General features: G+C 66.8%; 26 protein-coding genes and 1 riboswitch. Of the genes, 17 read left to right on the top strand and 9 right to left on the bottom strand.

Annotated elements, in window-relative coordinates; all coding sequences use genetic code 11:
* Window positions 1-18 precede the first annotated feature (18 nt).
* Entirely contained in the window at window positions 19-2,700 is a 2,682-nt protein-coding gene (mutS, locus tag HF680_RS12465; protein ID WP_185225280.1) for a DNA mismatch repair protein MutS, read from the bottom strand.
* Window positions 2,701-2,750: 50 nt separating this feature from the next.
* Window positions 2,751-2,959: riboswitch (cobalamin riboswitch) on the top strand.
* Window positions 2,960-3,105: 146 nt separating this feature from the next.
* Here mutS and HF680_RS12460 point away from each other — a divergent pair.
* Entirely contained in the window at window positions 3,106-4,929 is a 1,824-nt protein-coding gene (locus HF680_RS12460) for a TonB-dependent receptor plug domain-containing protein (protein WP_185225279.1), read from the top strand.
* Here HF680_RS12460 and HF680_RS12455 read toward each other — a convergent pair.
* From HF680_RS12455 to HF680_RS12445, 3 genes are all read right to left on the bottom strand, one after another.
* The gene (locus HF680_RS12455) at window positions 4,913-5,833 is read right to left on the bottom strand and encodes an aldo/keto reductase (protein WP_317134064.1); all 921 of its coding nucleotides are present in this window, start codon (window positions 5,831-5,833) and stop codon (window positions 4,913-4,915) included. The two genes, HF680_RS12460 and HF680_RS12455, sit on opposite strands and share 17 nt — an antisense overlap.
* A 95-nt stretch (window positions 5,834-5,928) precedes the next feature.
* A complete protein-coding gene (maiA, locus tag HF680_RS12450; protein WP_185225277.1) occupies window positions 5,929-6,564 on the bottom strand; it encodes a maleylacetoacetate isomerase in 636 nt (211 codons plus the stop codon).
* Complete coding sequence (locus HF680_RS12445) at window positions 6,561-7,229, bottom strand: fumarylacetoacetate hydrolase family protein (RefSeq protein ID WP_045810673.1); 669 nt, start codon at window positions 7,227-7,229, stop codon at window positions 6,561-6,563. Before HF680_RS12445 ends, maiA begins: the two co-directional genes overlap by 4 nt.
* Window positions 7,230-7,366: 137 nt before the next feature.
* On the opposite strand from HF680_RS12445, the gene HF680_RS12440 reads away from it, so the two are divergent.
* From HF680_RS12440 to HF680_RS12410, 7 genes are all read left to right on the top strand, one after another.
* Window positions 7,367-7,711 carry a DUF883 family protein gene (locus HF680_RS12440; protein WP_017506144.1) on the top strand — a complete coding sequence of 115 codons (345 nt, stop codon included), beginning with the start codon at window positions 7,367-7,369 and terminating at the stop codon, window positions 7,709-7,711.
* Complete coding sequence (locus HF680_RS12435) at window positions 7,711-8,121, top strand: hypothetical protein (RefSeq protein ID WP_185225276.1); 411 nt, start codon at window positions 7,711-7,713, stop codon at window positions 8,119-8,121. The genes HF680_RS12440 and HF680_RS12435 overlap by 1 nt, the downstream gene beginning before the upstream one ends.
* Window positions 8,122-8,218: 97 nt before the next feature.
* Complete coding sequence (locus tag HF680_RS12430; protein WP_039243970.1) at window positions 8,219-8,398, top strand: DUF1328 domain-containing protein; 180 nt, start codon at window positions 8,219-8,221, stop codon at window positions 8,396-8,398.
* A 140-nt stretch (window positions 8,399-8,538) separates the two neighbouring features.
* Window positions 8,539-9,162 (top strand): hypothetical protein, encoded by a 624-nt coding sequence (locus tag HF680_RS12425; protein WP_045810671.1) that lies wholly within the window; start codon window positions 8,539-8,541, stop codon window positions 9,160-9,162.
* A gap of 2 nt (window positions 9,163-9,164) precedes the next feature.
* The gene (locus HF680_RS12420; protein ID WP_045810670.1) at window positions 9,165-9,467 is read left to right on the top strand and encodes a winged helix-turn-helix domain-containing protein; all 303 of its coding nucleotides are present in this window, start codon (window positions 9,165-9,167) and stop codon (window positions 9,465-9,467) included.
* Window positions 9,468-9,488: 21 nt separating this feature from the next.
* Window positions 9,489-10,268 carry a tyrosine-protein phosphatase gene (locus HF680_RS12415; protein WP_185225275.1) on the top strand — a complete coding sequence of 260 codons (780 nt, stop codon included), beginning with the start codon at window positions 9,489-9,491 and terminating at the stop codon, window positions 10,266-10,268.
* A complete protein-coding gene (locus HF680_RS12410) occupies window positions 10,265-11,572 on the top strand; it encodes an anthranilate synthase component I family protein (RefSeq protein WP_185225274.1) in 1,308 nt (435 codons plus the stop codon). The genes HF680_RS12415 and HF680_RS12410 overlap by 4 nt, the downstream gene beginning before the upstream one ends.
* A gap of 2 nt (window positions 11,573-11,574) precedes the next feature.
* Here the strand turns inward: HF680_RS12410 and HF680_RS12405 are convergent, their stop codons facing one another.
* The 3 genes from HF680_RS12405 to HF680_RS12395 are packed head-to-tail and all read right to left on the bottom strand — an operon-like array spanning window position 11,575 to window position 13,080.
* Window positions 11,575-12,126 carry a TadE/TadG family type IV pilus assembly protein gene (locus HF680_RS12405; RefSeq protein WP_185225273.1) on the bottom strand — a complete coding sequence of 184 codons (552 nt, stop codon included), beginning with the start codon at window positions 12,124-12,126 and terminating at the stop codon, window positions 11,575-11,577.
* Window positions 12,116-12,661 (bottom strand): TadE/TadG family type IV pilus assembly protein, encoded by a 546-nt coding sequence (locus tag HF680_RS12400; protein WP_045810666.1) that lies wholly within the window; start codon window positions 12,659-12,661, stop codon window positions 12,116-12,118. Before HF680_RS12400 ends, HF680_RS12405 begins: the two co-directional genes overlap by 11 nt.
* A gap of 8 nt (window positions 12,662-12,669) precedes the next feature.
* Window positions 12,670-13,080 carry a pilus assembly protein N-terminal domain-containing protein gene (locus tag HF680_RS12395; RefSeq protein ID WP_185225272.1) on the bottom strand — a complete coding sequence of 137 codons (411 nt, stop codon included), beginning with the start codon at window positions 13,078-13,080 and terminating at the stop codon, window positions 12,670-12,672.
* A gap of 237 nt (window positions 13,081-13,317) precedes the next feature.
* Between HF680_RS12395 and HF680_RS12390 the strand changes: the two genes are divergently transcribed.
* From HF680_RS12390 to HF680_RS12350, 9 genes are all read left to right on the top strand, one after another.
* Window positions 13,318-13,500, top strand: a complete 183-nt coding sequence (locus tag HF680_RS12390; protein ID WP_185225271.1) for a Flp family type IVb pilin — start codon at window positions 13,318-13,320, stop codon at window positions 13,498-13,500.
* A 99-nt stretch (window positions 13,501-13,599) separates the two neighbouring features.
* The gene (locus HF680_RS12385) at window positions 13,600-14,118 is read left to right on the top strand and encodes an A24 family peptidase (protein ID WP_185225270.1); all 519 of its coding nucleotides are present in this window, start codon (window positions 13,600-13,602) and stop codon (window positions 14,116-14,118) included.
* Window positions 14,119-14,236: 118 nt separating this feature from the next.
* Complete coding sequence (gene cpaB, locus HF680_RS12380; protein WP_185225269.1) at window positions 14,237-15,154, top strand: Flp pilus assembly protein CpaB; 918 nt, start codon at window positions 14,237-14,239, stop codon at window positions 15,152-15,154.
* Window positions 15,155-15,165: 11 nt separating this feature from the next.
* Window positions 15,166-16,701, top strand: a complete 1,536-nt coding sequence (locus tag HF680_RS12375; protein ID WP_185225268.1) for a type II and III secretion system protein family protein — start codon at window positions 15,166-15,168, stop codon at window positions 16,699-16,701.
* An 8-nt stretch (window positions 16,702-16,709) separates the two neighbouring features.
* Complete coding sequence (locus HF680_RS12370; protein ID WP_161640000.1) at window positions 16,710-17,387, top strand: CpaD family pilus assembly protein; 678 nt, start codon at window positions 16,710-16,712, stop codon at window positions 17,385-17,387.
* 3 nt (window positions 17,388-17,390) lie between these two features.
* Window positions 17,391-18,977 carry an AAA family ATPase gene (locus tag HF680_RS12365; protein ID WP_185225267.1) on the top strand — a complete coding sequence of 529 codons (1,587 nt, stop codon included), beginning with the start codon at window positions 17,391-17,393 and terminating at the stop codon, window positions 18,975-18,977.
* Window positions 18,978-18,980: 3 nt separating this feature from the next.
* Window positions 18,981-20,648 (top strand): CpaF family protein, encoded by a 1,668-nt coding sequence (locus tag HF680_RS12360; protein ID WP_235968962.1) that lies wholly within the window; start codon window positions 18,981-18,983, stop codon window positions 20,646-20,648.
* Window positions 20,649-20,652: 4 nt separating this feature from the next.
* Window positions 20,653-21,630, top strand: a complete 978-nt coding sequence (locus HF680_RS12355) for a type II secretion system F family protein (RefSeq protein WP_185225266.1) — start codon at window positions 20,653-20,655, stop codon at window positions 21,628-21,630.
* A 10-nt stretch (window positions 21,631-21,640) separates the two neighbouring features.
* Window positions 21,641-22,621, top strand: a complete 981-nt coding sequence (locus HF680_RS12350; RefSeq protein WP_185225265.1) for a type II secretion system F family protein — start codon at window positions 21,641-21,643, stop codon at window positions 22,619-22,621.
* Here the strand turns inward: HF680_RS12350 and HF680_RS12345 are convergent.
* Both HF680_RS12345 and HF680_RS12340 read right to left on the bottom strand, forming a co-directional pair.
* The gene (locus HF680_RS12345) at window positions 22,618-23,052 is read right to left on the bottom strand and encodes an SRPBCC domain-containing protein (RefSeq protein ID WP_185225264.1); all 435 of its coding nucleotides are present in this window, start codon (window positions 23,050-23,052) and stop codon (window positions 22,618-22,620) included. The genes HF680_RS12350 and HF680_RS12345 overlap by 4 nt on opposite strands.
* Window positions 23,053-23,098: 46 nt before the next feature.
* Window positions 23,099-23,455, bottom strand: a complete 357-nt coding sequence (locus HF680_RS12340; RefSeq protein WP_153922879.1) for a hypothetical protein — start codon at window positions 23,453-23,455, stop codon at window positions 23,099-23,101.
* Window positions 23,456-23,457 lie beyond the last annotated feature (2 nt).

Below are 23,457 nucleotides of genomic sequence, written 5' to 3'. Positions count from 1 at the left end.
GTCCGGGCCTTCGTCACATCAGGCCAGACCCTTCAGCCGATAAAGCGCCTCCAGCGCCTCACGCGGGGTCAGGTCGTCAGGATCGACGTCGCGAAGGGCCAGTTCTACGGGCGAGGGGCCGCGCATCGGTTCCGGTTCGGCGACGGCGAACAGGGGCAGGTCGTCCAGGCGGGCGGCGGCGGCCTTTTCGCCTTCCAGCCGGTTCAGCACCGAGCGGGCGCGGGCGACGACGGAGGCGGGGACGCCGGCCAGTTTCGCGACCTGAACGCCGTAGGAGCGATCGGCCGCGCCGGGCGCCGCCTCGTGCAGGAAGACCAGTTCGCCGTTCCACTCGCGCGCGACCATGGACAGGTTGCAGACGTGGTCCAGCCGCGTCTCCAGCTGGGCCAGCTCGTGATAGTGGGTGGCGAACAGGGTGCGTGCCCGGTTGGTCTCGTGCAGGGCCTCGGCCGTCGCCCAGGCGATGGCCAGACCATCATAGGTGGCGGTGCCGCGCCCGATCTCGTCCAGAACGACGAAACTGTGCGGCGTGGCCTGGGTCAGGATGGCGGCGGTCTCGACCATCTCCATCATAAAGGTGGAGCGGCCGCGGGCCAAGTCGTCGCCGGCGCCGACGCGGCTGAACAGCCGGTCCACGACGCCCAGCCGCATCGAACGGGCGGGGACGAAGGCGCCGGCCTGGGCCAGGATCACCAGAAGCGCGTTCTGGCGCAGGAAGGTCGATTTACCCGCCATGTTTGGCCCGGTGACGATGGCCAGACGCGAGCCGTCCTGTCCCGACCCGTCCAGCCGGGCGTTGTTGGGGGTGTAGGGATCGCCGCCCGCCTTGACCGCCGCCTCGACCACCGGATGGCGGCCGGCCTCGACGCAGAAGGTCAGGGTGTCGTCCACGATCGGGCGGGTCGCGCCGACTTCCTGGGCCCATTCGGCGAGGGCGGCGTGGGCGTCCAGTTCGGCGAGCGCCTCGGCGACGGCCTGCAGCGGCTGGGCCAAGCGGGCGGCCTCGCGTCGCCAGCCCTCAAAGGTCTCGCCTTCGATAGCGAGCGCCCGGTGACCGGCCTGGCTGATCTTCGCATCCAGTTCCGACAGTTCGACGGTGGTGAAACGGACCTGGGTCGCCAGGGTCTGGCGATGGATGAAGGGGCTGTCGGGCCCGGCGCGGAGCAAGGATTCGGCGGCCTTGGCGCTGGTTTCGAGGAAATAGCCCAGGACGGCGTTGTGCTTGATCTTGAACGGCACGCCTGACTCGGCGACGGCGCGGGCTTCCAGATCGGCGACGACGCGGCGGCTGTCGTCGCGCAGGGTGCGGGCGGCGTCCAGTTCGGGGCGATAGTCGGGGCGCACATAGCCGCCGTCGCGCGCCAGATGGGACGGCTCGTCCACCAGGCCGGCGATCAGGTCGGCCTTCAGCCGTGAGACGTCGGGCGACAGGGTCAGGCGGTCCAGCGCCGAGGCGATGCGGCGCGGCTGGCCGGTCAGGGGATCGACCTGGCCCACGAACAGCCCGGCGACACCCTCGGCGATCGACAGGCCAGTGCGCACGGCGGCCAGGTCGCGCGGGCCGCCCCGACCCAGCGCCAATCGTCCGACGGCGCGGGCGATGTCGGAGGAGGCTTTCAGCGCCTCACGCAGGTCGCGGCGCAGGTCGCGGCGCTCCAAGAGCCATTCGACGGCGTCGAGCTGTTCGTTGATCGCCAGCGGATCGCGCAAGGGCCGTGCGATCCGTTCGGCCAGGGCCCGAGCGCCGCCCGAGGTGACGGTGCGGTCGATGCAGGCGAGCAGGCTGCCCTCGCGCTCGCCGCGCTGAGTGCGGTCGATCTCAAGGCTGGCGCGGGTCGCCGGGTCGATGGCCAGAAAGCCGCTTTCGCCCAGACGGCGGGGTGGGGCCAGGGCGGGAACCTTGCCGGCCTGGGTCGTCTCCAGATAGGCGGCGATCAGACCCAGCGCCGAGACCTCGGCCTCCTCGAAGGCGCCGAAGCCGTCGAGCGCCGAGACGCCGTACAGCCGTTCGACGCGGGCGCGCGCCGCCTGGACTTCGGCGATGGCCGAGGCCAGCGCCTGGACCACGCCGCCCGAGCCGTCCAGGGCGTCGCGGGTGGTCTCGTCGGAATACATCCGGTCGGTGACTAGGACTTCGGACGGGCGGAAGGCGGCCAGGGCCGCGCCCAGATCTTCGATAGAGCAGGCGACGCTATCGACCGCGCCGGACGACAGCTCGACCACGGCGACGGCCGCCCGACCTTTACGCACCGCGACCGCCGCGAGACGATTGGCGCCGCGCGCGTCCAGCAGGCTGTCTTCGGTCAGGGTGCCGGGGGTGAAGACCCGGACCACGCCGCGATGCACCACGGCCTTGCCGCCGCGCTTCTTGGCCTCGGCGGGGTCTTCCAGCTGTTCGCAGATGGCGACCTTGTGGCCGATGCGGATCAGGCGGGCGAGATAGCCCTCCATCGCATGGACCGGCACGCCGGCCATCGGAATATCCTCGCCCTGATGCTTGCCGCGCTTGGTCAGGGTGATGCCGAGCGCCGCCGCCGCGACCTCCGCGTCCTTGAAGAACAGCTCGTAGAAGTCGCCCATGCGGAAGAACAGGATGGCGTCCGGCTGGCCCGCCTTGGCCGTCAGATATTGCGCCATGAACGGCGTCGCGCCCTCCAGCGAGGCGGCGATTTCAGGGGGGTGGGAGACGGGCGCATTCATGTGGCGGCAGGGTGACGGATCGCGCCCGGCGGCTCAAGGCCGTTGACCGGCTCTTGCACAGACTTGTCGGCCCTGCGATAGGCCGCGTCAGGCGGTTAAGGGAACACGGTGTGACGCCGTGGCTGTGCCCGCAACTGTAGGCGGCGAGAGCGTCGTCCGTCCGGGGTTTCAATCCCGGCGCCACTGGGAAGCTGGGAAGGCGAGGACGGCGGTTTACGACCCGCAAGCCAGGAGACCTGGCCGCCGACGTCGCTCGCTCCTGTCCGGGACCAGACAGCAGCGCGGTTTCTCCGTGGAAGCGACCCGACCTTGCGCCGTCCAGACCCTCAAGCGGTCTGGCGGGTCGGTTCGCTCATGACGGTCTCTCGCGCGCATTCGCGGGACCGAACACGGGGGTATCGCTCAATGAAGCGTTCCATTCTTCTTTCGACGGCCGCGATTGCGGCCGCCTTCGCCGCGCCTGCCTTCGCCGAGGACGCGACCCAGCTGGACGAGGTGATCGTCACCGCCACCCGCATCCCGGCCATTGTCGCCGACACGCCCGGCGCCCGCGTCATCGACGGCAAGACCATCGAACAGCGCGGCGCGATCTTCGCGGCCGACATCCTGGCCGATGTGCCGGGTCTGTCGGTGACGCGTTCGGGCGCTTTCGGCGGCGTGGCCCAGGTGCGGATGCGCGGCGCGACGCCCGGCAAGACCCTGGTCCTGGTCGACGGCGCCCCGGTCAACGACGCGGCCGAGCCGAACGGCGCCTATGACTTCTCCAGCTTCGAACTGGCCGATATCGCGCGGATCGAAGTGCTGAGCGGCCCGCAGTCGTCGCTGTGGGGCTCCGACGCCATCGGCGGGGTGATTTCCTTCACGACCCAAGAGATCGACGGCCTGCGCGCCGAGGCCGAGGCCGGCAGCTTCGACACCGTGCGCGGCCGCGTATCGGCGGGCGTCGCCAACGAGACCTACGCCTTCAGCGCCTATGCCTCGCGGTTCGACACTGACGGGATTTCGGCGGCGGACGAGGCGGACGGCAACACCGAAGCCGACGGTTTCCGCAGCACGACGCTCGGCGCCAAGGGTCGCTATGTCCTGTCCGATGCGGTCAAGGTCGATGGATCGGTGCGCTGGAACAAGTCCAAGGCCGATATCGACGGCTTCCCGGCGCCGAACTTTACTCTGGCCGACACTGACGACACCCAGGAGAGCGAGCAATGGTCGGGCTTTGGCCGGGTGACGGCCAAGGCGTTCGGCCTGACGCATCAGTTCAGCGTCTCGGCGTCGGATCTGGATCGCAGCTCGGTCAGCGGCGGCTTCGGCTCGACCTTCGCCGGCGACCGTCAGGCTTATCGCTGGCAGGCGAACGGCCAGGCGCAGGACATCGACTATGCGTTCGGCGTGGAGCGGAACGAAGCCTCGGCGGCCCTGTCGTCGGGCCTGTCGCGCGATCTGTCGATCACCTCGGTGTTCGGCGTGGCCCAATACGATGTCGGCGCGCTGAACCTGACCGGCGGACTGCGTTATGACGACACCGACGATTTCGGCTCGAAGACGACGGGGCGGGTGTCAGCGGCCTATGATCTGGCCGGGGGCTTCATCCTGTCGGGCGCCTACGGCACGGGCTTCAAGTCGCCGACGGTGAGCCAGGCGGTCTGCGACTTCTGCTTTGCGCCGCGGCCCTATCCCGAGCTGAAGCCGGAAACGGCCGACAGCGTCGAGATCGCCCTGGGCTGGGCGTCGGCCGGCGGTCGGTTCGATGGGCGGGCGACCCTCTATCGCCTGAACGTCGAGGACCAGATCACCTATTCGGCCGGTCGCTACATCAACGTCGCCAAGACGCGCTCGGACGGGTTCGAGCTGGAAGGCCGCGCTTTGCTGGGCGGCGGGTTCGACCTGACGCTGGCCTATGCCTGGACGGACGCGACGGACCGCACGACAGGCGCGCGCCTGCTGCGCGTGCCGGAACACGCCGGTTCGGCGACCCTGGGCTGGACGGGCGACCGTCTGTCCGGCGCCCTGACCGTGCGGGCGGAAGGCGATCAGGACGATTCGGGCGGCTTCTCGACCGTGGCGCGCGACGGTTTCGTCACCGCCAATCTGAACGCGGCCTATGAACTGACCGACAAGGTCACCCTGACGGCGCGGATCGAGAACCTGGGCGACGAACACTATCAGCAGGTGTTCGGATACGGCGAGCCGGGACGGTCCGGCTATGTCGGGATCAGGCTGCGCTACTGATCCGGGCGCGGGCGTCGGCGGTGAAGGCCGCCGGCGCCTCGAGCGCCAGAGCCGCCCAGTCCAGATTCGGACAGGGGGCGTGGGCGGCGGCCAGGATGGCGCGCAGTTCGGCGGCGGAGGCGACGCTGGCCACGACCTTGTCGACACCGGGCAGGGCCAGGGCGTAACCCAAGGCCGCCTGCATCGGATCGCAACGCTGCTCGGCCAGACGCCGGCGCGTGCGAGACAGGGCCTGGGCATAGCTGGCCAGTTCGGCCGGCAGATCGTCGCCGCCGGCGAACAGCAGGCCGCCGGCGAAGACCGAAGACAGGTGGACCGAGGCGCCCGTGTCGGCGATGGCTTCCAGCACGCCGTCCTGCGCCGCGCGCTGGTCCAGCAGACTGCACGGTACCTGGACCACATCGGCTTCCAGACGGCGGGCCAGAAGCGCGGGGCCGTCCTCGATCGTGGCGCAGAAGCCAATGCGGCGGAACAGGCCGCGATCCTTCAGGCTGCGGGCCCGGTCCCACAGGGCGCGGCCCTCGGCGCCGGCCAGATCGGCGGCGTTGGAAATCAGCAGAACATCGCCGCGCGGCAGGCCCATCCGCTCCAGCGAGCGGCGAGCGCGGGCCTCGACCCGGTCCAGACCTTCGCTGAGCGCAACGGTGCGGACCGTGACCTGGAAAGGCGAGGGGAAGGGCCAGGCCTGGCCCAGCAGGCGTTCGCCGTCGCCCTCGGGCCGGGTGGCGATCAGCTTGACCCCGGCGTCGGCTCCGGTTTGCAGCAGAAAACGCATGGCTTCCTCGCGGGCGCCGGAGGGCGCGCTCATGAAGGCGCCGGGCGCGCGTTCGGGCTCGGTCACCACGGCGAGGGCCAGGCGATGGATGGGCGACGACGCCGAAGGTGTGGCGGGGGAATACGACACGCCCGACACTATGATCGCCAATGCTTAAGGGACGCTGAGCGAGACCTTAAGCGAACCCTACTTATCCACCGCTGATATGCGCACTGAGGCGAAAATCAGGCGTCGGCGTCAGGCTGCACGTCCGGGTGGGCCGAGGCGAAGGCGCGGTGAGCCAAGGCGGTCTGTTCGACCGCCAGCAGGCGCGGCCAAGGCGACAGGTCCATGTTGAAGCGCCGCGCCGAATACATCTGTGGAATCAGATAGCAATCGACCAGGGTCGGGGCGTCGCCGAAGCTCCAGCCGGCGCCGTGACGCGCGACCAGCGCCTCCAGTGCGTCGAAGCCCGGTGCGATCCATCCTGCGGCCCAGGCGTCCACGGCGGCCTGATCGGCGTTGAACTCAGACCGAATGGCCTTCAACACGCGCAGATTGTTGAGCGGATGAATGTCGCAGCCGATCAGCGCGGCCATGGCGCGCACGGTCGCCCGGTCGTTCGCCCCCTTCGGCAGCAGGGCCGGTGCGGGGTGGGTTTCCTCCAGCCATTCCAGAATGGCCGGGCTTTGGGTCAAAATCAGATCGCCATCCTGAAGCGCGGGGACCATGCCCTGCGGGTTCAGCGCCACATAGTCGGCCGCCTTCTGCTCGCCCTTGCGCAGGTCGTGAGCGGCGTTGTCCAAGGCCAGCCCCTTAAGGTTCAGGGCGATGCGAACGCGGTAGCTGGCCCCCGACCGCCAATAGCCGTGCAGGATCATGGCTGGATCTCGAAATTGAGCGTCTCCAGACCGTCGATGGTGACAACGACGCGGTCGCCCGCCTGAACCGGGCCGACGCCGGACGGCGTGCCGGTGAAGATCAGGTCCCCGGGTTGCAGCGACCACAGGGCGGCGGCGGCCGCGACGATCCGGTCGGGGTTCAGAATCATGTCGTTCAGGACGCTGTCCTGTCTGGTTTCGCCATTGACGCTCAGGCGGATGGCGCCGTCGGGCGACGGCAGGGCGCCCAGGGTGATGGACCCGCAGGGCGCGGACTGATCGAACCCCTTGGCGGCGTCCCAGGGCCGGCCGGTCTTTTTGGCCTCGGCCTGAAGATCACGGCGGGTCAGGTCGCAGCCGACGGCCCAGCCGATAATGGCGACTCCGCCGTCTTCACTCGGCCCGATCGCGGCGACCAGTTCGGCCTCGTAGTGCAGGTTTGCGGTCGCAGACGGATAGGACGGGTTTGCGCCGTCCGAGACGATGGCGTCGCCCGGCTTGGTGAAGAAGAAGGGCGTCTGCTTGTCGGGGTCCGACCCCATTTCGCGCGCATGGGCGGCGTAGTTCTGGCCCACGCACAGGATGCGGCGAACGGGGAAGCGCTGGTCCGATCCGACGATCGGCAAGGACGGGGCGGGGCGGGGCGCGAACAGCCATTTGGTCATGGCGACCGTTCTAGTGCGGCGAAAAGCCCGTGGCGAGAGGCGCACGTCCGACCCAACTAAAGGAACCTCGTTGCGCATGTGGCGTTGCAACACGGGGTTCTCTATTCTACCGCCAAGCTTTCAACGGAGCGCGCACCATGGCCACCACCAAGGCCCGAGAAGATATCAAGGCCGACCTGAAGACCCTCAAGGAGGATCTGAAGACCGGCGCCCGCGAAGAGACCCAACGCCTGCGCGACAAGGCCGCCGAGGCTGAAGCCAAGCTGCGCGCCAAGAGCGACGAAGTCCGCGAGCAGGCCCGCAGCTATTACGACGAGGCCCGCGTGAAGGGTCGCGAGTATTACGACGACGCGGCCGAACGCTTCGACGAGGCGCAACGCTATGTCGTCGAACGCGTGCAGGAGCGTCCGCTGCAATCGACCGCCGTGGCGCTCGGCGTCGGCGTCATCCTCGGCATGCTGCTGGCCGGCCGCCGCCGCTGATGTTCAAGAGCATCGTCAAAAAGCTGGTGGCGACGGCTGTCGTCGCCGCCAGCGTGTTTCTGGCCGTCGTGTTTCTGGGCGTGGCTATCTTCTATGCGCTCAGCCTGGCGCTGACGCCGCTCGGCGCGGCGGCGGTGACATTCGGTCTGTTCGCCCTGGTCGCCCTGATCGTGGCGCTGGTCTTCCTGAAGGGCGACAAGCGCGACGAGGCGGACGAAGAGGACGAGCCGGAAGGTCTGCTAGGCAAGATCATCCACATCGTGCGCGAGCGTCCGGTCGTGGGCGCCGTGGGCGGTTTGGGCGCGGCCTTCCTGCTGCTACGCAACCCGGCCTTGGCGGCGATCGTCGCCAGCATGGTCGCGGATCGCAAGATGGATCAGGGCGGCTATTCGCGGCGTCGCCGTCGATAGGCGATGGAACGGTGGGGCGACCCTGGCGTTGATGATACAGACCGACGAACGGCTCCCGGGTCGCCGACGGCAACATCAACTCAGGAGAGCTAAACCCATGATGCGCTGGGCAATTATCTTCCTCGTCGTGGCCCTAGTCGCGGCCGTTCTCGGCTTTGGCGGCATTGCGAACTTCTCGTTCGAGATCGCCAAGTTCGTCGCCGTCGTGGCCATTATCCTGTTCGTCATCGCCCTGGTGGCCGGCGGACTGCGTGGACGCGGCGCACCACGACTTTAGGCTGCAGACACGAAGTCGAATGAGGGGCGGAGCCGAAGGCTTCGCCCCTTTTTCATGCGCAGCGTGGACGCGAAAGAAAGAACTTTACAACACAAAGCAAATGGGCGATCCTGTCTCAACGGTTCGAGGAGGAGAGCATCATGACCCGCGAGACCCAAGCCATTCAGGACGACATCGCCTATATGCGCAGCCTGGCCCACGAAGGGCGGCACGCACCGCTTTTGGCCGGCCCGATCCTGGTGACGGCCGGCATCGTGTTCGGAGCGACCAGTCTGATCCAATGGGCCATCCAGTCGGGCCTCATTCGGCTGAACCCCTGGTCCCAACTGTGGGTTTGGATCGTCGCCGGCGTGGTGTTCGCCATCGCCCTGACCGTCCTGATCGGCCGCATCAAGTCCAAGCCCGGCGTCAACTCCGCCGGCAACAAGGCGGTCGGAGCGGCGTGGGAGGGCGTGGGTTACGGGATCTTCGTCACCTGGCTGGCGCTTGTCGCTCTATCCCTAAAGACCGGCCAGTGGTCCTGGATGGCGGTGATGCCCACAGTGGTTCTGGTCGCCTATGGTTCGGCCTGGATGATCGGCGCGGCCATGACCAAAACGCGCTGGATGTCCTACACGGCCTTGGCTTCCTACGTCGGCGCCGTCGCCGTCGCCTGGTTCATGGGCAGCGCCACGATCTATCCGGTCTTCGCCGTGATCCTGTTGGCCGTGGCCCTGGTCCCCGGCATCGTCCTGATGCGTCAGGAACCGTCGGAGGTGGTCTGAGCATGGCCGACGACTTCGACATCAGCCGGATCGACGACGTCATTCACGGGCGCATCCGGCTGGGGATCATGGCCTATCTGTCCGGGGCCGGATCGGCCGACTTCACCACCCTGAAGACCCGGTTGCAGACCACGGACGGCAATCTGTCGGTCCACCTGCGAAAGCTGGAAGAGGCGGGGTTCGTCGCCGTCTCCAAAAGTTTCAACGGTCGCAAGCCGCTGACGGAGGCCAGTCTGACCGATCAGGGACGCGACGCCTTCGTCGCCTATCTGGACGCGATGGCAGGCCTGCTGCCACAGCGGTGAACATAGGCTAGAAGCGCGGTCATGACCGACCGCCTTCACGCCTTCGAGGCCATCGACAACTTTCGGGACTATGGCGACTACGCCACGGCGGCCGGGCGGCGCATAAAGCCCGGTCGACTGCTGCGTTCGGCCCACCACGCCCGGGCCAGCGAGGCGGACCTGGAGCGGCTGAAGGCGCTGGACATCGGAGCCGTGGTCGATCTGCGCCGCCCCGGCGAGCGCCGCGACCAGCCATCACGCCGGCCCGACGGCTTCAGCGGGCAGATCATCGAAGGCGGCGTGGACGACGGCGCCGAGGCGCCGCACATCACCTTTCTGAAGACCGCCGACCTGACGCCGGACTCCGGGCGGCGCTTCATGACCCAGACCTATCGCAGCCTGCCGTTCGACGCCTCGCATCAGGACGTGTTCGGCCGCTATTTCCAGGCCCTGGCGGATCAGGACCGGACGGTGGTGATCCATTGCGCGGCGGGCAAGGATCGGACGGGTTTTCTCGCCGCCCTGACCCACCACCTGCTGGGCGTGTCGCGCGACGACATGGTCGAGGACTATCTGCTGACCAACACCGCCGTCGATCTGGCGGGCCGGGCGCCCGGCATCGCCAAACAGTTGCACAAGATGACGGGTCGGGTCGCGTCGGACGACGCGATCGTCGCCTTCCTGGGGGTCGAGGCCGCCTATATGGACGCCGCCTTCGCCGAGGTCGAGGCGCGGCATGGCTCGGTGGACGCCTATCTGAGCGAGGCGCTGGGCGTCGATACGGCGCGTCGCGATCGGATCGTGGAGCAGCTGACCGCGTGAGCGAGGTTTTCAGCCACACCGTCACGCGCGACGCGCTATGGGTCGATCCGGTCGAAGTGGCGGCGGGTCTCGGCGGCGGCGACGGCGCCTTGGCCCTGCTGTCTGACGGCGGGCCGGGCGGCCGGTGGTCCCACGTCGCCCAGGCGCCGGACGTGGTGCGGATTGGCCCGGTAGATGACGCCGCGCCGTTCGAGGCGCTGCGGGATCCGCTGTTTGCCGCCGGTGTTGTAGGCCTGGCCGCCTATGACGCGGGCGCCCGGCCGGCCACCGGACCGCGCGAGATGGTCTGGCCCGACCTTATGCTGGCGCGCTATCCCGCCATGCTGAGTTTCGATCATCTTGAGCGCTTGGTGAGCGCCACAGGAAGAGGTGCGACGGCGGAGCAGGCGACGGCGGCGGCCGAGCGGGCTCTGGCTTGGCTGGCGACGGCCGCACCGGTCGTGATCCCATCCGCCCCGGCCGACCGGTTCGAGGCCGAGGCGCCGGCGAGCGCCTATCGCGACGCGGTCGCGGATGTGGTTCAGCGCATCGGGGCGGGGGAGCTGTTTCAGGCCAATCTCGCGCGGGCCTGGTCCGGGGAGTTGAGCCCTGGCCGCGATCCGTTCGAGGTCTTCCTGCGGCTGCAAAAGGAGCGGGCGTCGCCGTTCGGCGCCAATTGGCGGGTCGGGGATCGGGCGCTGGTGTCGAACTCCCCCGAACTGTTCCTCGCCTTCGATCCCGCCAGCCGCCGCATCGAAGCCCGCCCGATCAAGGGCACGCGCCCGCGTGGGGACGACGCTAATCAGGACCAGGCCTTGGCGAGCGAGCTTCGGGCCAGCCCGAAGGATCGGGCGGAAAATCTGATGATCGTGGATCTGATGCGCAACGATCTGGCGCGCGTGTCACGGCCCGGATCGGTCCAGGTGGAGGCGCTGTTCGACGTCGAACACCACCCGACGGTGCATCATCTGGTTTCGACCGTGACGGGCGAGGCCCAGCCCGCGATGGGGCCGGCCGACTTGCTGGAGGCGACCTTTCCGCCCGGCTCGATCACCGGCGCGCCGAAACACCAGGCGATGAAGGTGATCGCCGCGCACGAGCCGCCGCGCGGACCCTGGTGCGGGTCGCTGTTCCTGATCGGCGACAACGGCGCCCTGACCGCATCGGTCTTGATCCGAACCGCCGGTTTCGAACGGAAAAACGGCGTCTGGAACTATCGCACGCTCGCCGGCGCCGGCATCGTCGCGGACAGCGATCCGGCCGCCGAGGAGGCTGAGACGGACGTCAAGATGTCAGCGATGCGACAGGCGCTGGTCGGCTTTTGAGCCTAGCAGTCAGTGCAGACGATCAAATCTGTGGTGCGAGGACGCAAATAGGCCATTCGCTTGAAGCGAGTGGCTGAGGGCGCGATTTGATCGAAGGGCGAGTCGAAATCGTAGTTGGCCTCGGCGATGATGACCGACTCGTTGGCGGCCAGCATGTCGGCGGGGATCTTCGCCTCCGCCACTGTCAATTTGTTCGCAATCCCGTCCCCAATGCTCCAATCGACACGGTAGCTGTTAGTGTCTACGCGGGTGACGCTGCTCACCCTCTGCCTCAGGGTCGTTGCAGCAAAGGGCGACATAATCACATTGCCGATGGCGAAGACGTCACCCATCTGGGCCTTAGTAATCCTGTCATTCTGCGATGTCAGATCGGCGACCATCGCCGCGACGTGGTCAGTACGTTTCAGCGCCATATAGGCCTGACAGTATTCGACCATGCTGAAATACATGATGATCAGGATCGGGGCGAGGAAGGCGAATTCGGTTGCAGCGACACCGCGGGTATCGAGCGCTAGCATACGCCAGCCAAACTGCCTGCTGGGTTTAGGACGCATTCCACGGCTCGTTCTGGAAAGCGGTAGCAGCCGTCAGCAAAACTTTGCCGGTGCCAACGCGCGACACGGCTTGGCTAACGAAGGGTGTGGCGAGGGGATGCACATACCAGACTCGCACCAGAACGATGTTTCCTGGTTTGCCGCCATTGTAGATAGTTTTGGTGTCGTCCAGGCCGCCATTCGCAACCGGATCGGTGGTGTCCGGCTTCGAGAACGCCGGGATGACCCGCACATCGACGGTGGCGCGGCTGGTGCAATCGTTTTTGAACAGGATCATGCGATTGCAAAGTTCGGTCTTGAACGCCGCCTTGTCGAACCCCTTCGCCTCGGCCTGTCCCGTTCGGATCAGGCGACCGCTCTCCATCGTCGCCGTTTCCAGAACGGAATCCAGAATGAAGACGACGCCCAGTTCCAGGATCGAAAAGATCATGAGGAAGAAGGGAATGGCGACCATGGCGAACTCGACCGCAGCCGCGCCTTCGCGTTTGCGCTTCGAGCGCGCCGGATGCGATGTCGATGATCTCCAGGCCGGCATGACAGAAGTCAGGGCGCGGTCGAAGCGGCGGCGGCCGACGAGGATGAGGATCGGACGCTGGTCGTGCAGGAGGCGCCGCAGGCCATTTCGGTCGCCTGGGCTCCGCGCCAGACCCGAACCGAACCGGTCGAGCCGCCGGTCACTACGATTTCGCGTTTAAACAGGGTGCGGCCCACGCCGTCGACAGCGACCACCTCGGTGACGCCATAACCTTTGCCGACGATGAACATGGTGTTTGCGTCCACCAGTGACACATCGGCGATCTGAGAGTTACCGACAATGATAGAGGCGGCGGCCCCGCGAAGCTGGACACGCGTCGAGCGATCGATCTCGACATTCAGCGCGCCGTCCTGGGCGCTGGCGACGACGGGAGCGACGATGAGGGCGGCGGCGATCAGGAAGGACGGGATGCGAGACATCGGCGGCTCTTGATAGTGGCGCGTGTTAACGCGAACGCGCGCATGATGCAGCCGTGATCCTCAACAAAGGCTGAAGCGCAGGTATGAGAATTTTCTTTGGTAAATCTGCGCGTAACCAAACCTCGTGACTCAGATTTAACGGGCCTCGTGCATTTTGATCCTGCGTTTGGGGGTCAAGCGGGCTACCGGCTCCCCCCGCCAAGTTGCTCGCTAGACCATTTGAAAAAGGAACAACCCATGACCAAGTTCATCTCGCGCTTCGCCAAAGACGAATCGGGTGCCACCGCCATCGAATACGGCCTGATCGCTGCTCTGATCGCCGTCGCCCTGATCAGCGTCCTTGGCACCATGAGTGGCAGCCTGAAGAACACCTTTACGAAGGTTTCGACCAAGCTGAACGACGCAAACAACGCTGCATAACAGCGAATACTGCGACATTGCGAGGGCCGGGACGCAAGTCCCGGCCCTTCTTGCATTGTGGAAACCCAACCTTAAGTCCTGTCGAATAAGATGCCGGTCATGGATATTCTGCTGCTCACCCTGCTCGGCGTCTTTCCGGCCCTGGTCATCGTCGGCGGTCTGCACGACCTGATCACCATGAAGATCCCAAACTGGATTTCGCTGGCTCTGATCGGCGCCTTCTTCCCCATCGCCTTTCTGATCGGCGCCGCGCCGATCGATGTCGCCGTCCATGTCGGCATCGGGTTCGCGGCCTTGCTGGTCGGCATGGGCATGTTCGCCGCCGGCTGGATCGGCGGAGGCGACGCCAAGCTGTTGGCCGCGAGCTGTCTGTGGATGGGGATGAGCGGCGTCGCGCCGTTCTTGGTCTACACCGGCATCGCGGGCGGCGCCTTCTGCCTGCTGCTGATGACCGCGCGTCAGTATTTTCCAATGGTCGCCCCGTCGGTGTCGCAGGGCTGGGTCATCACTCTGATGCAGCCCAAGGGCGATATTCCTTACGGCGTCGCCATCGCCATCGGCGCCCTGCTGGCCCTGCCCGAGAGCGGGCTGCTGCTGACCTTCGCCTCGGGTCGCTGACACCCCGTTGACCGGCGTTCGCGGCGCTTAGGAAGCGTTAACCCGCAAGGCCCATGATCGTTAACGGTAGGCGTCGGGGGATGAATCCGAAACACAGCGCCTGCTGGAGACATCCTGGATGAAGCCCGCCCGCATCGTCGTCATCTGCATCGCCGCCGTCTCGGCCATTGGTCTGGCCCTGGTGGTCCGGGCCATGGGGTCGTCGTCGAACGAACCCGCTGCACCCGCCGCCGCCGCGCCCGTCGAAGTCCGTCCGATGGCCAAGGTGCTGGTCGCCGCCAAAGACCTGGAACCCGGCAAGCGTCTGGTTGAGGCTGACCTCGAATGGAAAGATTGGCCCGTCGATGAAGTGAATCCCGTCTTCATCACCGATGGCTCCACCCCGGTTCCGGCCAAGCCCGCTGCGGAAAGCGCGGCAGAGAAGGCGACGGACGCCGTGAACCGCGTGACCAAAGCGGCGACGGAGCTGGCCACGACCGGCGCCAAGTCCGACTATATCGGCTCGGTGGTCCGCGAACCCATTCTGGCCGGAGAACCGATCGTGTCGCGCAAGATCGTGCGGGCCGGCGACAGCGGCTATCTGGCCGCCTATCTGGAGCCGGGCATGCGGGCGATGGCCATCGCCGTGACGGTGGAATCCGCCGCCGGCGGGTTCATCCTGCCGGGCGACCGCGTCGATGTGGTGCTGACCGCCGAAACCAACCGCGACGGCGCCGTCGAGGGGGCCACCAAGTCCAAGTTCGCCTCGGGCGTTGTGCTGCAGAACATCAAGGTCCTGGCCATCGACCAGGCCACCCGCGTCGGCGACGACGCCCAGGCCGTCGTGGGCGCCACCGCGACCCTGGAAGTCCGACCGCAGGACTCGGTGCTGCTGGCCCAGGCCAAGTCCGAGGGCGAATTGTCGCTGTCACTGCGATCCTATGCCGACACCGCCGGACCGTCCGGCGCCACGCGCCGCCCCGTTGCAGCCGTTTCCCAACCCCAGGCCGTGCGCATCTATCGCGGCGGCGCGCCGGAAGTGGTGGCCGTGCCATGAGGACCCAACCGATGCGCCGATCCACGATGCGCAAGGCCGCCGCCGCAGCCGCCTGCGCCCTGCTCGCCACCTTGGCCGCCGCCCCGGTCGGCGTCGCCCAGACCCGCGCCGCCGTATCGACGGGTGCGGCGCAGCGTCTGATCAATCTGCCGCGCGGCACCTCGTTCGCGGTGGATCTGCCCGCTGACGCGCGCGACGTGATCGTGTCCAATCCGCAGGTGGCCGAGGCCATGCTGCACTCGCCGCGCCGCATCACCGTCATCGGCATCGCGCCAGGAGAAACCGACGCCGTCTTCTTGGACGCAGCCGGCCGCACCATCCTGAGCCTGCGGGTTCGGGTGGACGCCGGCACCAGCGCGCTCCAGGACACTCTGGATCGCATGATCCCAGGGGGCGGCGTTAGGGCCGAGGCCGTCAACGACAGCATCATCCTGAGCGGGGTCGCCGAAAATCCGGCCCAATCGACCCAGGCCAGCCGCATCGCCGCCGCCTTCGTTTCGGCGCCGGAAAAGGTTCTGAACCTGATTACCGTGCCGGGCTCGGATCAGGTGACCTTGAATGTGCGTGTGGTCGAGGTGCAGCGCAATGTCATCAAGCAACTGGGCTTCAATACCTCGGCGGTGCTGGGGCAGTTGGGTGATGCACAGTGGCTCTTGGGCAATGCGGCGACCTGGGGCGTCAACGGCGCCCTGCTAGGCGGCATCAGCGCCGGAACGTCGATAGACACGACGAAAAACTATCAGATGCAGCGTCCATGCGTTGGAGCGGGCTGGCAGCCCGGAGCCCTGTGCCCGTTCACGGTCAGAGGCCCGGAGGATTCTGTGAACTGGGATACCGCTCAACCTGGCACGGGGCCTGGATCGGATGGCCTGAACAAGGGCGAGGCTACCCTCAAGGCGTTTGAGCGTGTGGGCCTGCTGCGCACCCTGGCCGAGCCAAACCTTACTTCCGTCAACGGCGAAGCCGCCAGCTTCCTGGCCGGGGGCGAGTTCCCTGTGCCGGCCAGCCGCGACTCGCAGGGTCAGATCACCGTCCAGTACAAACCCTATGGGGTTGGCCTGTCTTTCCGCCCGGTGGTTCTGTCCGGGGGGCGCATCAGCCTGCAGGTCAAGGTGGAGGTGTCCGAACTGTCGTCGCAAGGCGGGCTGACGATTGGCGCGGGGACGCCTTCGTCGATCACCCTGCCGGGTCTGACGGTTCGCCGCAGCGAGAACACGATCGAAATCCCCTCGGGCGGATCGATGATGATCGCAGGCCTGCTTCAGGAAAATAGCCGCCAGACGGTGGACTCCCTACCGGGCGTCACGAACCTGCCGGTGCTTGGATCGCTGTTCCGCTCGCGCGACTACCTCATGGGCGAGACCGAACTGGTCGTCATCGTCGAGCCCTATATCGTCAGCCCGACCTCGCCGTCGCGGATGCAGACCCCGGCCGATGGCCTGCGGATCGCCGAGGACAGCCAGACCATTCTCTTTGGCCAGTTGAACCAGGTCTATGGGCTGCCGAATGCGCCCCCGGCGGGTTCAGTGGGCTATGTGATCGAGTGAGCACATCCATGACTCGCACCCTGATTGCCACGCTTCTGACGACCACGGCCCTGGCGTTGGGCGCCTGCGTCGGCGGGCCCGCCAGCCTGGGCGGCGAGCCGCCGCTGACGCCGACCTCACGCTACCAGCTTCAGGTCGAGCCGGATCTCGACCGGATCGCGCTCGCGGTTCACGAAACCGGTCTGTCCCCAGCGCAGAATGGCGCACTGCAAGAGTTGGTCAGACGCTATCGTTACGTCGATGCCGTGCCGATGGTGATCGAAGCCCCGGCCGGAAACGATCCGGTGGCGCTGAAGACCGCCTATGACGTTCAATCGGCCTTGGCAGCCTATGGCGTATCGCCGGACCGGATCACGCTTGTCAGCTACGCCGCGCCGGATCCGCGCGCGCCTGTGGTCGTGGGCTATCAAACGATCCGCGCGGCGGTGCCGCGGTGCGGCGCGAACTGGGGCAATCTGAGCCGGACGGGCGACAATCAGTCCGCTTCGAACTTCGGATGCGCCGTCACGGCCAATCTGGCGGCCCAGATCGAGGATCCTCGCGATATCCAGCGCCCACGCGCCATGACGCCGGCGGATGCCGGGCGCCGTACCGTGGTGTTCGATCTCTATCGCACCGGCAAGCCGACGTCGGCCGAGCGTGAGGAACTGATCAGGGATAACTCGGTATCCCGTGCGGTGAACTGACCCATGAGCACAGCCCCCGCCCCCCGCGAGTTCGACACCTTCGACGACGCGTTCGATGTCGATATGGAGTTCGCGCCTCCGGTTGACGACGTCGCCGCGCCGCGCAGCCCGCTTCAGTTCACGCCTGCGGCTTCGGCGCAACCGGCCGGGGCGGCGCCTCAGCCCCAATCGCCGCTTCATGCTGCGCCCTTGGCGCCGGTCCCGGCCGCCCCGGCCTATGCGCCCGACGCCGCCGGCTTCAATCCGGTCGGTGACGTGGTCGCCCAGGCGCAGGCCAGTCTGATGGACACGGGTCTGGCCTTCACCGGTCTGGCCCCCGCCAGCAACATCGGCGAAGTGTCGGTGCCGCGCATCGCCATCCATGTCTTCGCCGAACGGCAGGACACCCTGGCCTCGGCCGAGCGAGCGGCCCAGGACCGGCGCCTGTCGCGCGCCACGACCCAGATTCGTGTCGGCGGCGTCGCCGCGGCCGTCGAGACCTATCAGCATGAGCCGACGCCGCCGCTGATCATCGTCGAGTGCCTGAAAGACCCCCAGACTCTGCTGTGGGAAGTCGATCAGTTGGCCGAAGTCTGCGACGCCGGCACCAAGGTCGTGGTGATCGGCGCGACGAACGACATCATCCTGTTCCGCGAACTGATGCGGCGCGGGGTCAGTGAATATCTGGTCGCGCCGGTACAGCCGCTGCAGCTGATCGCGGCCATAGGCGGCCTGTTCAACGATCCGGCCCAGCCTTTCGTTGGGCGCACCATCGCCTTTGTCGGCGCGCGGGGCGGGGCCGGCGCTTCGGCCGTTGCGCACAACACCGCCTATGCGATTTCCGAGCGGATCGGCGCCAATACGGTCATCGTCGACTACGACCTGCCGTTCGGCACCGCCGGTCTGGACTTCAATCAGGATCCGCTGAACGGCGTCGCTGACGCCTTGGGCCAGCCCGACCGGCTGGATTCGACGCTGCTGGACCGGATGATGGTCCGCTGCACCGACAAGCTGAGCCTGTTTGCGGCGCCCGCCAGCTTGGACACGGACTGGGACATCTCGACCGAGGCGTTCGAGGAGGTCACCAACCAGATCCGCGCCACGGCCCCCTTCGTCGTGCTGGACCTTCCGCATCTGTGGTCGCCGTGGATGCGCCGCACCCTGATCAGCGCCGACGAGGTGGTGGTCGTGGCGACGCCGGACCTGGCGTCTCTGCGCAACGCCAAGAACATGATCGACCTGATCCGTCAGGGCCGCCCCAATGACGCGCCGCCGCGCCTGGTGCTGAACCAGGTCGGGGTGCCGGGTCGCCCCGAGATCCCGGCCAAGGACTTCGGCGCGGCGCTGGGCGTGCATCCCAGCCTGATCATTCCGTTCGACGCCAAGACCTTTGGCGCGGCCGCCAACAATGGCCAGATGATCCTGGACGCCGGCGCGAAGACCAAGTCGGCCGAAGCCTTCCAGACCCTGGCCCAGATCGTGTCGCGCCGCGAGCTGCCGATGGTGGCGGGACCCAAGGCCAAACCCGCCAAGGCGGGCAAGGCCGAGAAGACCAAGCCGGCGGACGGTGCGTCGAAATCCCTGTTCGCCAATATGTTCAAGAAGCGCTGACGCATGTTCGGCAAACGCACAGGTCAGCCCGGCGCCGCCCCTGCGCCGCTGCGGCCGGCCCCGGCCCCCGCGCCGGCCTCTGCGCCCGGCGGCGAACCTGTGTCCGTGTTCAGCACGCAGGCGGCCGCCGCGCCGATGGCGACGACGACCAACGCATCGGCCTTTGCCTATGCCGACGAGGATCTGGAACCGGCGGCCGACGCCTTCGACCGCGCGTCTGCCCCGACCCAGCCCGCTCCGGCCGATCGTCTGGATGCCCTGGCCTCGCGTCCCAAGCCCAAGCCGGCGCCTGAAGCGCCGCGTCCCACCGGCAACGTCGCCGGCACGGGCCCGAAGGCCACGGCGGGTCTCGAGCAGCTGAAGAAGGCTCAGGCGGTCGCCGAGATCGTCCGCGAACAGAGCGACTACTATCACGCCACGAAGACGACGATCTTCAACGCGTTGATGAACACCATCGACCTGGCCCAGCTGGCGCATCTGGACCAGAAGGCGGCATCGGAAGAAATCCGCGACATCGTCGCCGAACTGGTGGCGATTAAGAACGTCTCCATGTCGGTCGCCGAACAGGAGCATCTGGTTCAGGACATCGTCAACGACGTCCTGGGCTATGGTCCGCTGGAGCCGCTGCTGAGCCGCGATGACATCGCCGACATCATGGTCAATGGCGCCGGACGCGTCTTCATCGAGGTCGCGGGCAAGGTCCAGCTGACCAATGTCCGTTTCCGCGACAACACCCAGCTGATGAACATCTGCCAGCGGATCGTGAGCCAGGTCGGCCGGCGCGTGGACGAAAGCAGCCCCATCTGCGACGCCCGTTTGCCGGACGGTTCGCGCGTCAACGTCATCGCCCCGCCGCTGGCCATCGACGGCCCGACGCTGACGATCCGGAAGTTCAAGAAAGACAAGCTGACGATGAAGAACCTGGTGGAGTACGCCTCCATCAGTCCCGAGGGCGCGCGCGTCCTGGGCGTCATCGGCGCGTCGCGATGCAATCTGGTCATCTCGGGCGGCACCGGCTCGGGCAAGACGACCTTGCTGAACACCCTGACGGCCTTCATCGACCCGACCGAACGCGTCATCACCTGCGAGGACGCCGCGGAACTGCAACTGCAGCAGCCGCACGTGGTGCGTCTGGAAACCCGCCCGCCGAACCTGGAAGGCCAGGGCACGATCACGATGCGGGATCTGGTCAAGAACTGCCTGCGGATGCGTCCCGAGCGGATCATCGTCGGCGAGGTGCGCGGACCCGAGGCATTCGACCTGTTGCAGGCCATGAACACGGGCCACGACGGCTCGATGGGCACGCTGCACGCCAACAGCCCGCGCGAAGCCATCAGCCGGATGGAGTCCATGATCACCATGGGCGGCTACGGCCTGCCGTCCAAGACGATTCGCGAGATGATCGTCGGCTCGGTCGATGTCATCATCCAGGCCGCCCGCCTGCGCGACGGTTCGCGCCGCATCACCCACATCACCGAGGTCGTGGGCCTGGAAGGCGATGTGATCGTGACGCAGGATCTGTTCGTCTACGACATCACCGGCGAGGACGAGAACGGCAAGATCATCGGCCGGCACCGCTCGACCGGCATCGCCCGTCCCCGCTTCTGGGACCGCGCCCGATACTACGGGCTGGAGCGCGAGCTGGCCGACGCCCTGGACGCGGCGGAGTAGGACGATGCTTCCGATTCTTGCCGCCGTTCTGGCCTTCATCACCATTGGCGGCTTGGGCTGGGTCTTCGTCGGCGGAGACGATTCCTCGGCCCAGGCCGTCAAGCGCGCCCAGAGCATGGGTGAGGGCAAGAAGAACCCTGCGCTCGCCCGCAAGGCCGCCGCCGCCAATACGCCCGAGGCGCGTCGCAAGCAGATTCTGGTTCAGTTGCAGGACGCCGACCGGCGCGAGCGCAAGGCGCGCACGACGCTGGCGTCGCGCCTGAAACAGGCCGGCCTGAACCTGAGCGTGACGACCTTCTACATCATCTCGGCCGTGGTCGGGCTGGTGACCGGCCTGGGCGCGCTGATCTTCGGATTGCCGATCCTGGTGGTCATCGGCATCGCGTTGATCTTCGGTCTGGGGCTGCCGCGCTGGATCGTGGGCTTCCTCGGCAAGTCACGAATGAAGAAGTTCTCGCTGGAGTTCCCCAACGCCGTCGACGTGATCGTGCGCGGCATCAAGTCGGGCCTGCCGGTCCACGAATGTTTCAAGATCATCGCCCGCGAGAGCCCGGCGCCGCTGGGGCCTGAGTTTCAGACGCTGGTCGAGGGGTTGGGCGTCGGCCTGACCCTGGAGCAGGCGCTGGAGAAGATGTACGGCCGGATGCCGACCTCCGAACTGCGCTTCTTCACGATCGTCATCGCCATCCAGCAGAAGACCGGCGGCAACCTGGCCGAGGCGCTGGGCAATCTGTCGGCCGTGCTGCGCGCCCGTCGCATGATGGGCGAGAAGATCAAGGCGTTGTCGTCCGAAGCGCTGGCCTCGGCGGGCATCATCGCCTCTTTGCCGCCTGCGGTCATGACGATGGTCATGTTCACCACCCCCTCTTACATGATGCCGCTGTTCACCGATTTCCGGGGCAACTTCATGCTGCTGATGGCGGCGCTGCTGATGGCGACCGGCATCTTCGTGATGAAACGCATGATCTCGTTCAAGTTCTGAGGCCGGGATCATGGAAAGCTTCATCCGTTTCATCACCGACCCGCAGAACCTGCTCAGCATCGGCGTGGGTGTGCTGGTCTTCGCCACAGTCGTCACCCTGTTGTCGTCGATGACGGGCGGGGTTGCGCTGGACAAGCGAATGAAGGCCGTCGCGGAACGCCGCGACGACCTGAAACGCCGGTCACGCGCGAACATGGCCGGCGGTCAGGGGGCGCTGCGTCACACCGACGACGGATTCAAGAAGCGGATTGTGGATCGGCTGAATCTGTCCAAGCTTCTGGAAGATCCCAAGGTCGCGGGTCAGATGGTGCAGGCGGGCTATCGCGGGCCGCGTCCGCTGACGACCTTCTACTTCTTCCGCTTCACCTCGCCCTTCATCTTCATGATCGTGGCGGCGTTTTATCTGTTCGTGATCAAGGTCGTGGACTGGCCCACGATGAACAAGGTGACCGCGACGATGGCGGCGGCGGTGGCCGGCTTCTATGCGCCGAACATCTATTTAAAAAATCGGATCGACAAGCGCCGCGCCTCGATCATGCAGGCGTTCCCCGACGCGCTGGACCTTCTGCTGATCTGTGTCGAGGCGGGCATGTCAATCGAGGCGGCGATCGCCAAGGTGAGCCAGGAAATGGGGCCGTCCTCGATCGATCTGGCCGAGGAACTGTCGCTGCTGTCCGCAGAGCTCTCGTATCTTCCGGACCGTCGCATGGCCTACGAAAATCTGGGCAAACGCACCAACCATCCGGGTGTGAAGTCGGTCGCGACCGCCATGACGCAGGCCGAGACCTATGGCACGCCGCTGGCCACCGCTCTGCGCGTCATGGCGAAGGAAAATCGCGATCTGCGGTTGTCCGCCGCAGAGAAAAAGGCCTCGGCGCTGCCGGCCAAACTGACCGTGCCGATGATCCTGTTCTTCCTGCCGGTGCTGTTCATCGTCATCCTGGGACCGGCGATCCTGAACGTCATCGACATGATGAAGGACGGGCGTTAGGCGCGCTCCGCCGCCGCCTTCAGTCCATGGGCGGCGCTTTCGAATGCCGCCTTGATCGACGGGCGGTGCTTGTCGTGGAACAGCTCGCCGCGAATGCCCGAAAAGCGGATGCCGATGGCGACGATGCAGTTGCCGGGGGCAAGCTCCTCGATCTGGATGTAGCGCAGGCTCTGGAACAGGAATCCGCGCCGTTCGGCCCAGACCAGCCGCGCGCGCGGCTGCCATTCCACCACCTGGGCCGCCGACTGGCGTTCGGTCATATCGGGCCACGCCTCGGTCATGCTCAGACGGCCGCCATAGGCGATGGCGCCCTCGACGTCTCTGTCGATCGGGTTCCAGGCGCCCCAGCCGGACAGGTCGGCGACCAGATCCCAGATGCGGTCCGAGGTCGCCTGAACGCCGACGCGTTTTTCGATGCGAGTGTCATCCATGATTTTGCTCTGACACGGCTGGCCGCCGGAAGAAAGGCGCCGAGGCTCAGTCGGCGGCGTCGATCCGCTTCAGCCGCCGCCCGTCATCCAGCGCCAGCCGCGTCTTGACCTCGAACAGGTCGGCGCCGGCCGGAATGATCAGCAGCTTCTTGGGCTGGGCCGTGTTGACGGCGACGACGGCGCCCTTGGGACAGATGTCGAAACAGTCGGCGCCGACGACCGTCAGCTCGCCCTTGCGACCCTGTTTGCCCTTCTTCAGGTGCAGATATTTTCGCAACGCCTTCTTCAGCGTCAGATCGCCGCCGGGGCCAAAGCCGCCGTCCAGCTTTTTCGAACATTTGCGGCAGACCAGAACGACGTCGCGCCATTCGGTCTTTGCGCTCTTGAAGGCCTTCTCACCCATGC

It is taken from the genome of Brevundimonas huaxiensis, from assembly GCF_014218725.1.
Taxonomy (GTDB): domain Bacteria; phylum Pseudomonadota; class Alphaproteobacteria; order Caulobacterales; family Caulobacteraceae; genus Brevundimonas; species Brevundimonas huaxiensis.
The sequence above is the reverse complement of the archived record's forward strand: the minus strand, read 5'-3'. Positions and strand labels throughout refer to the sequence as shown.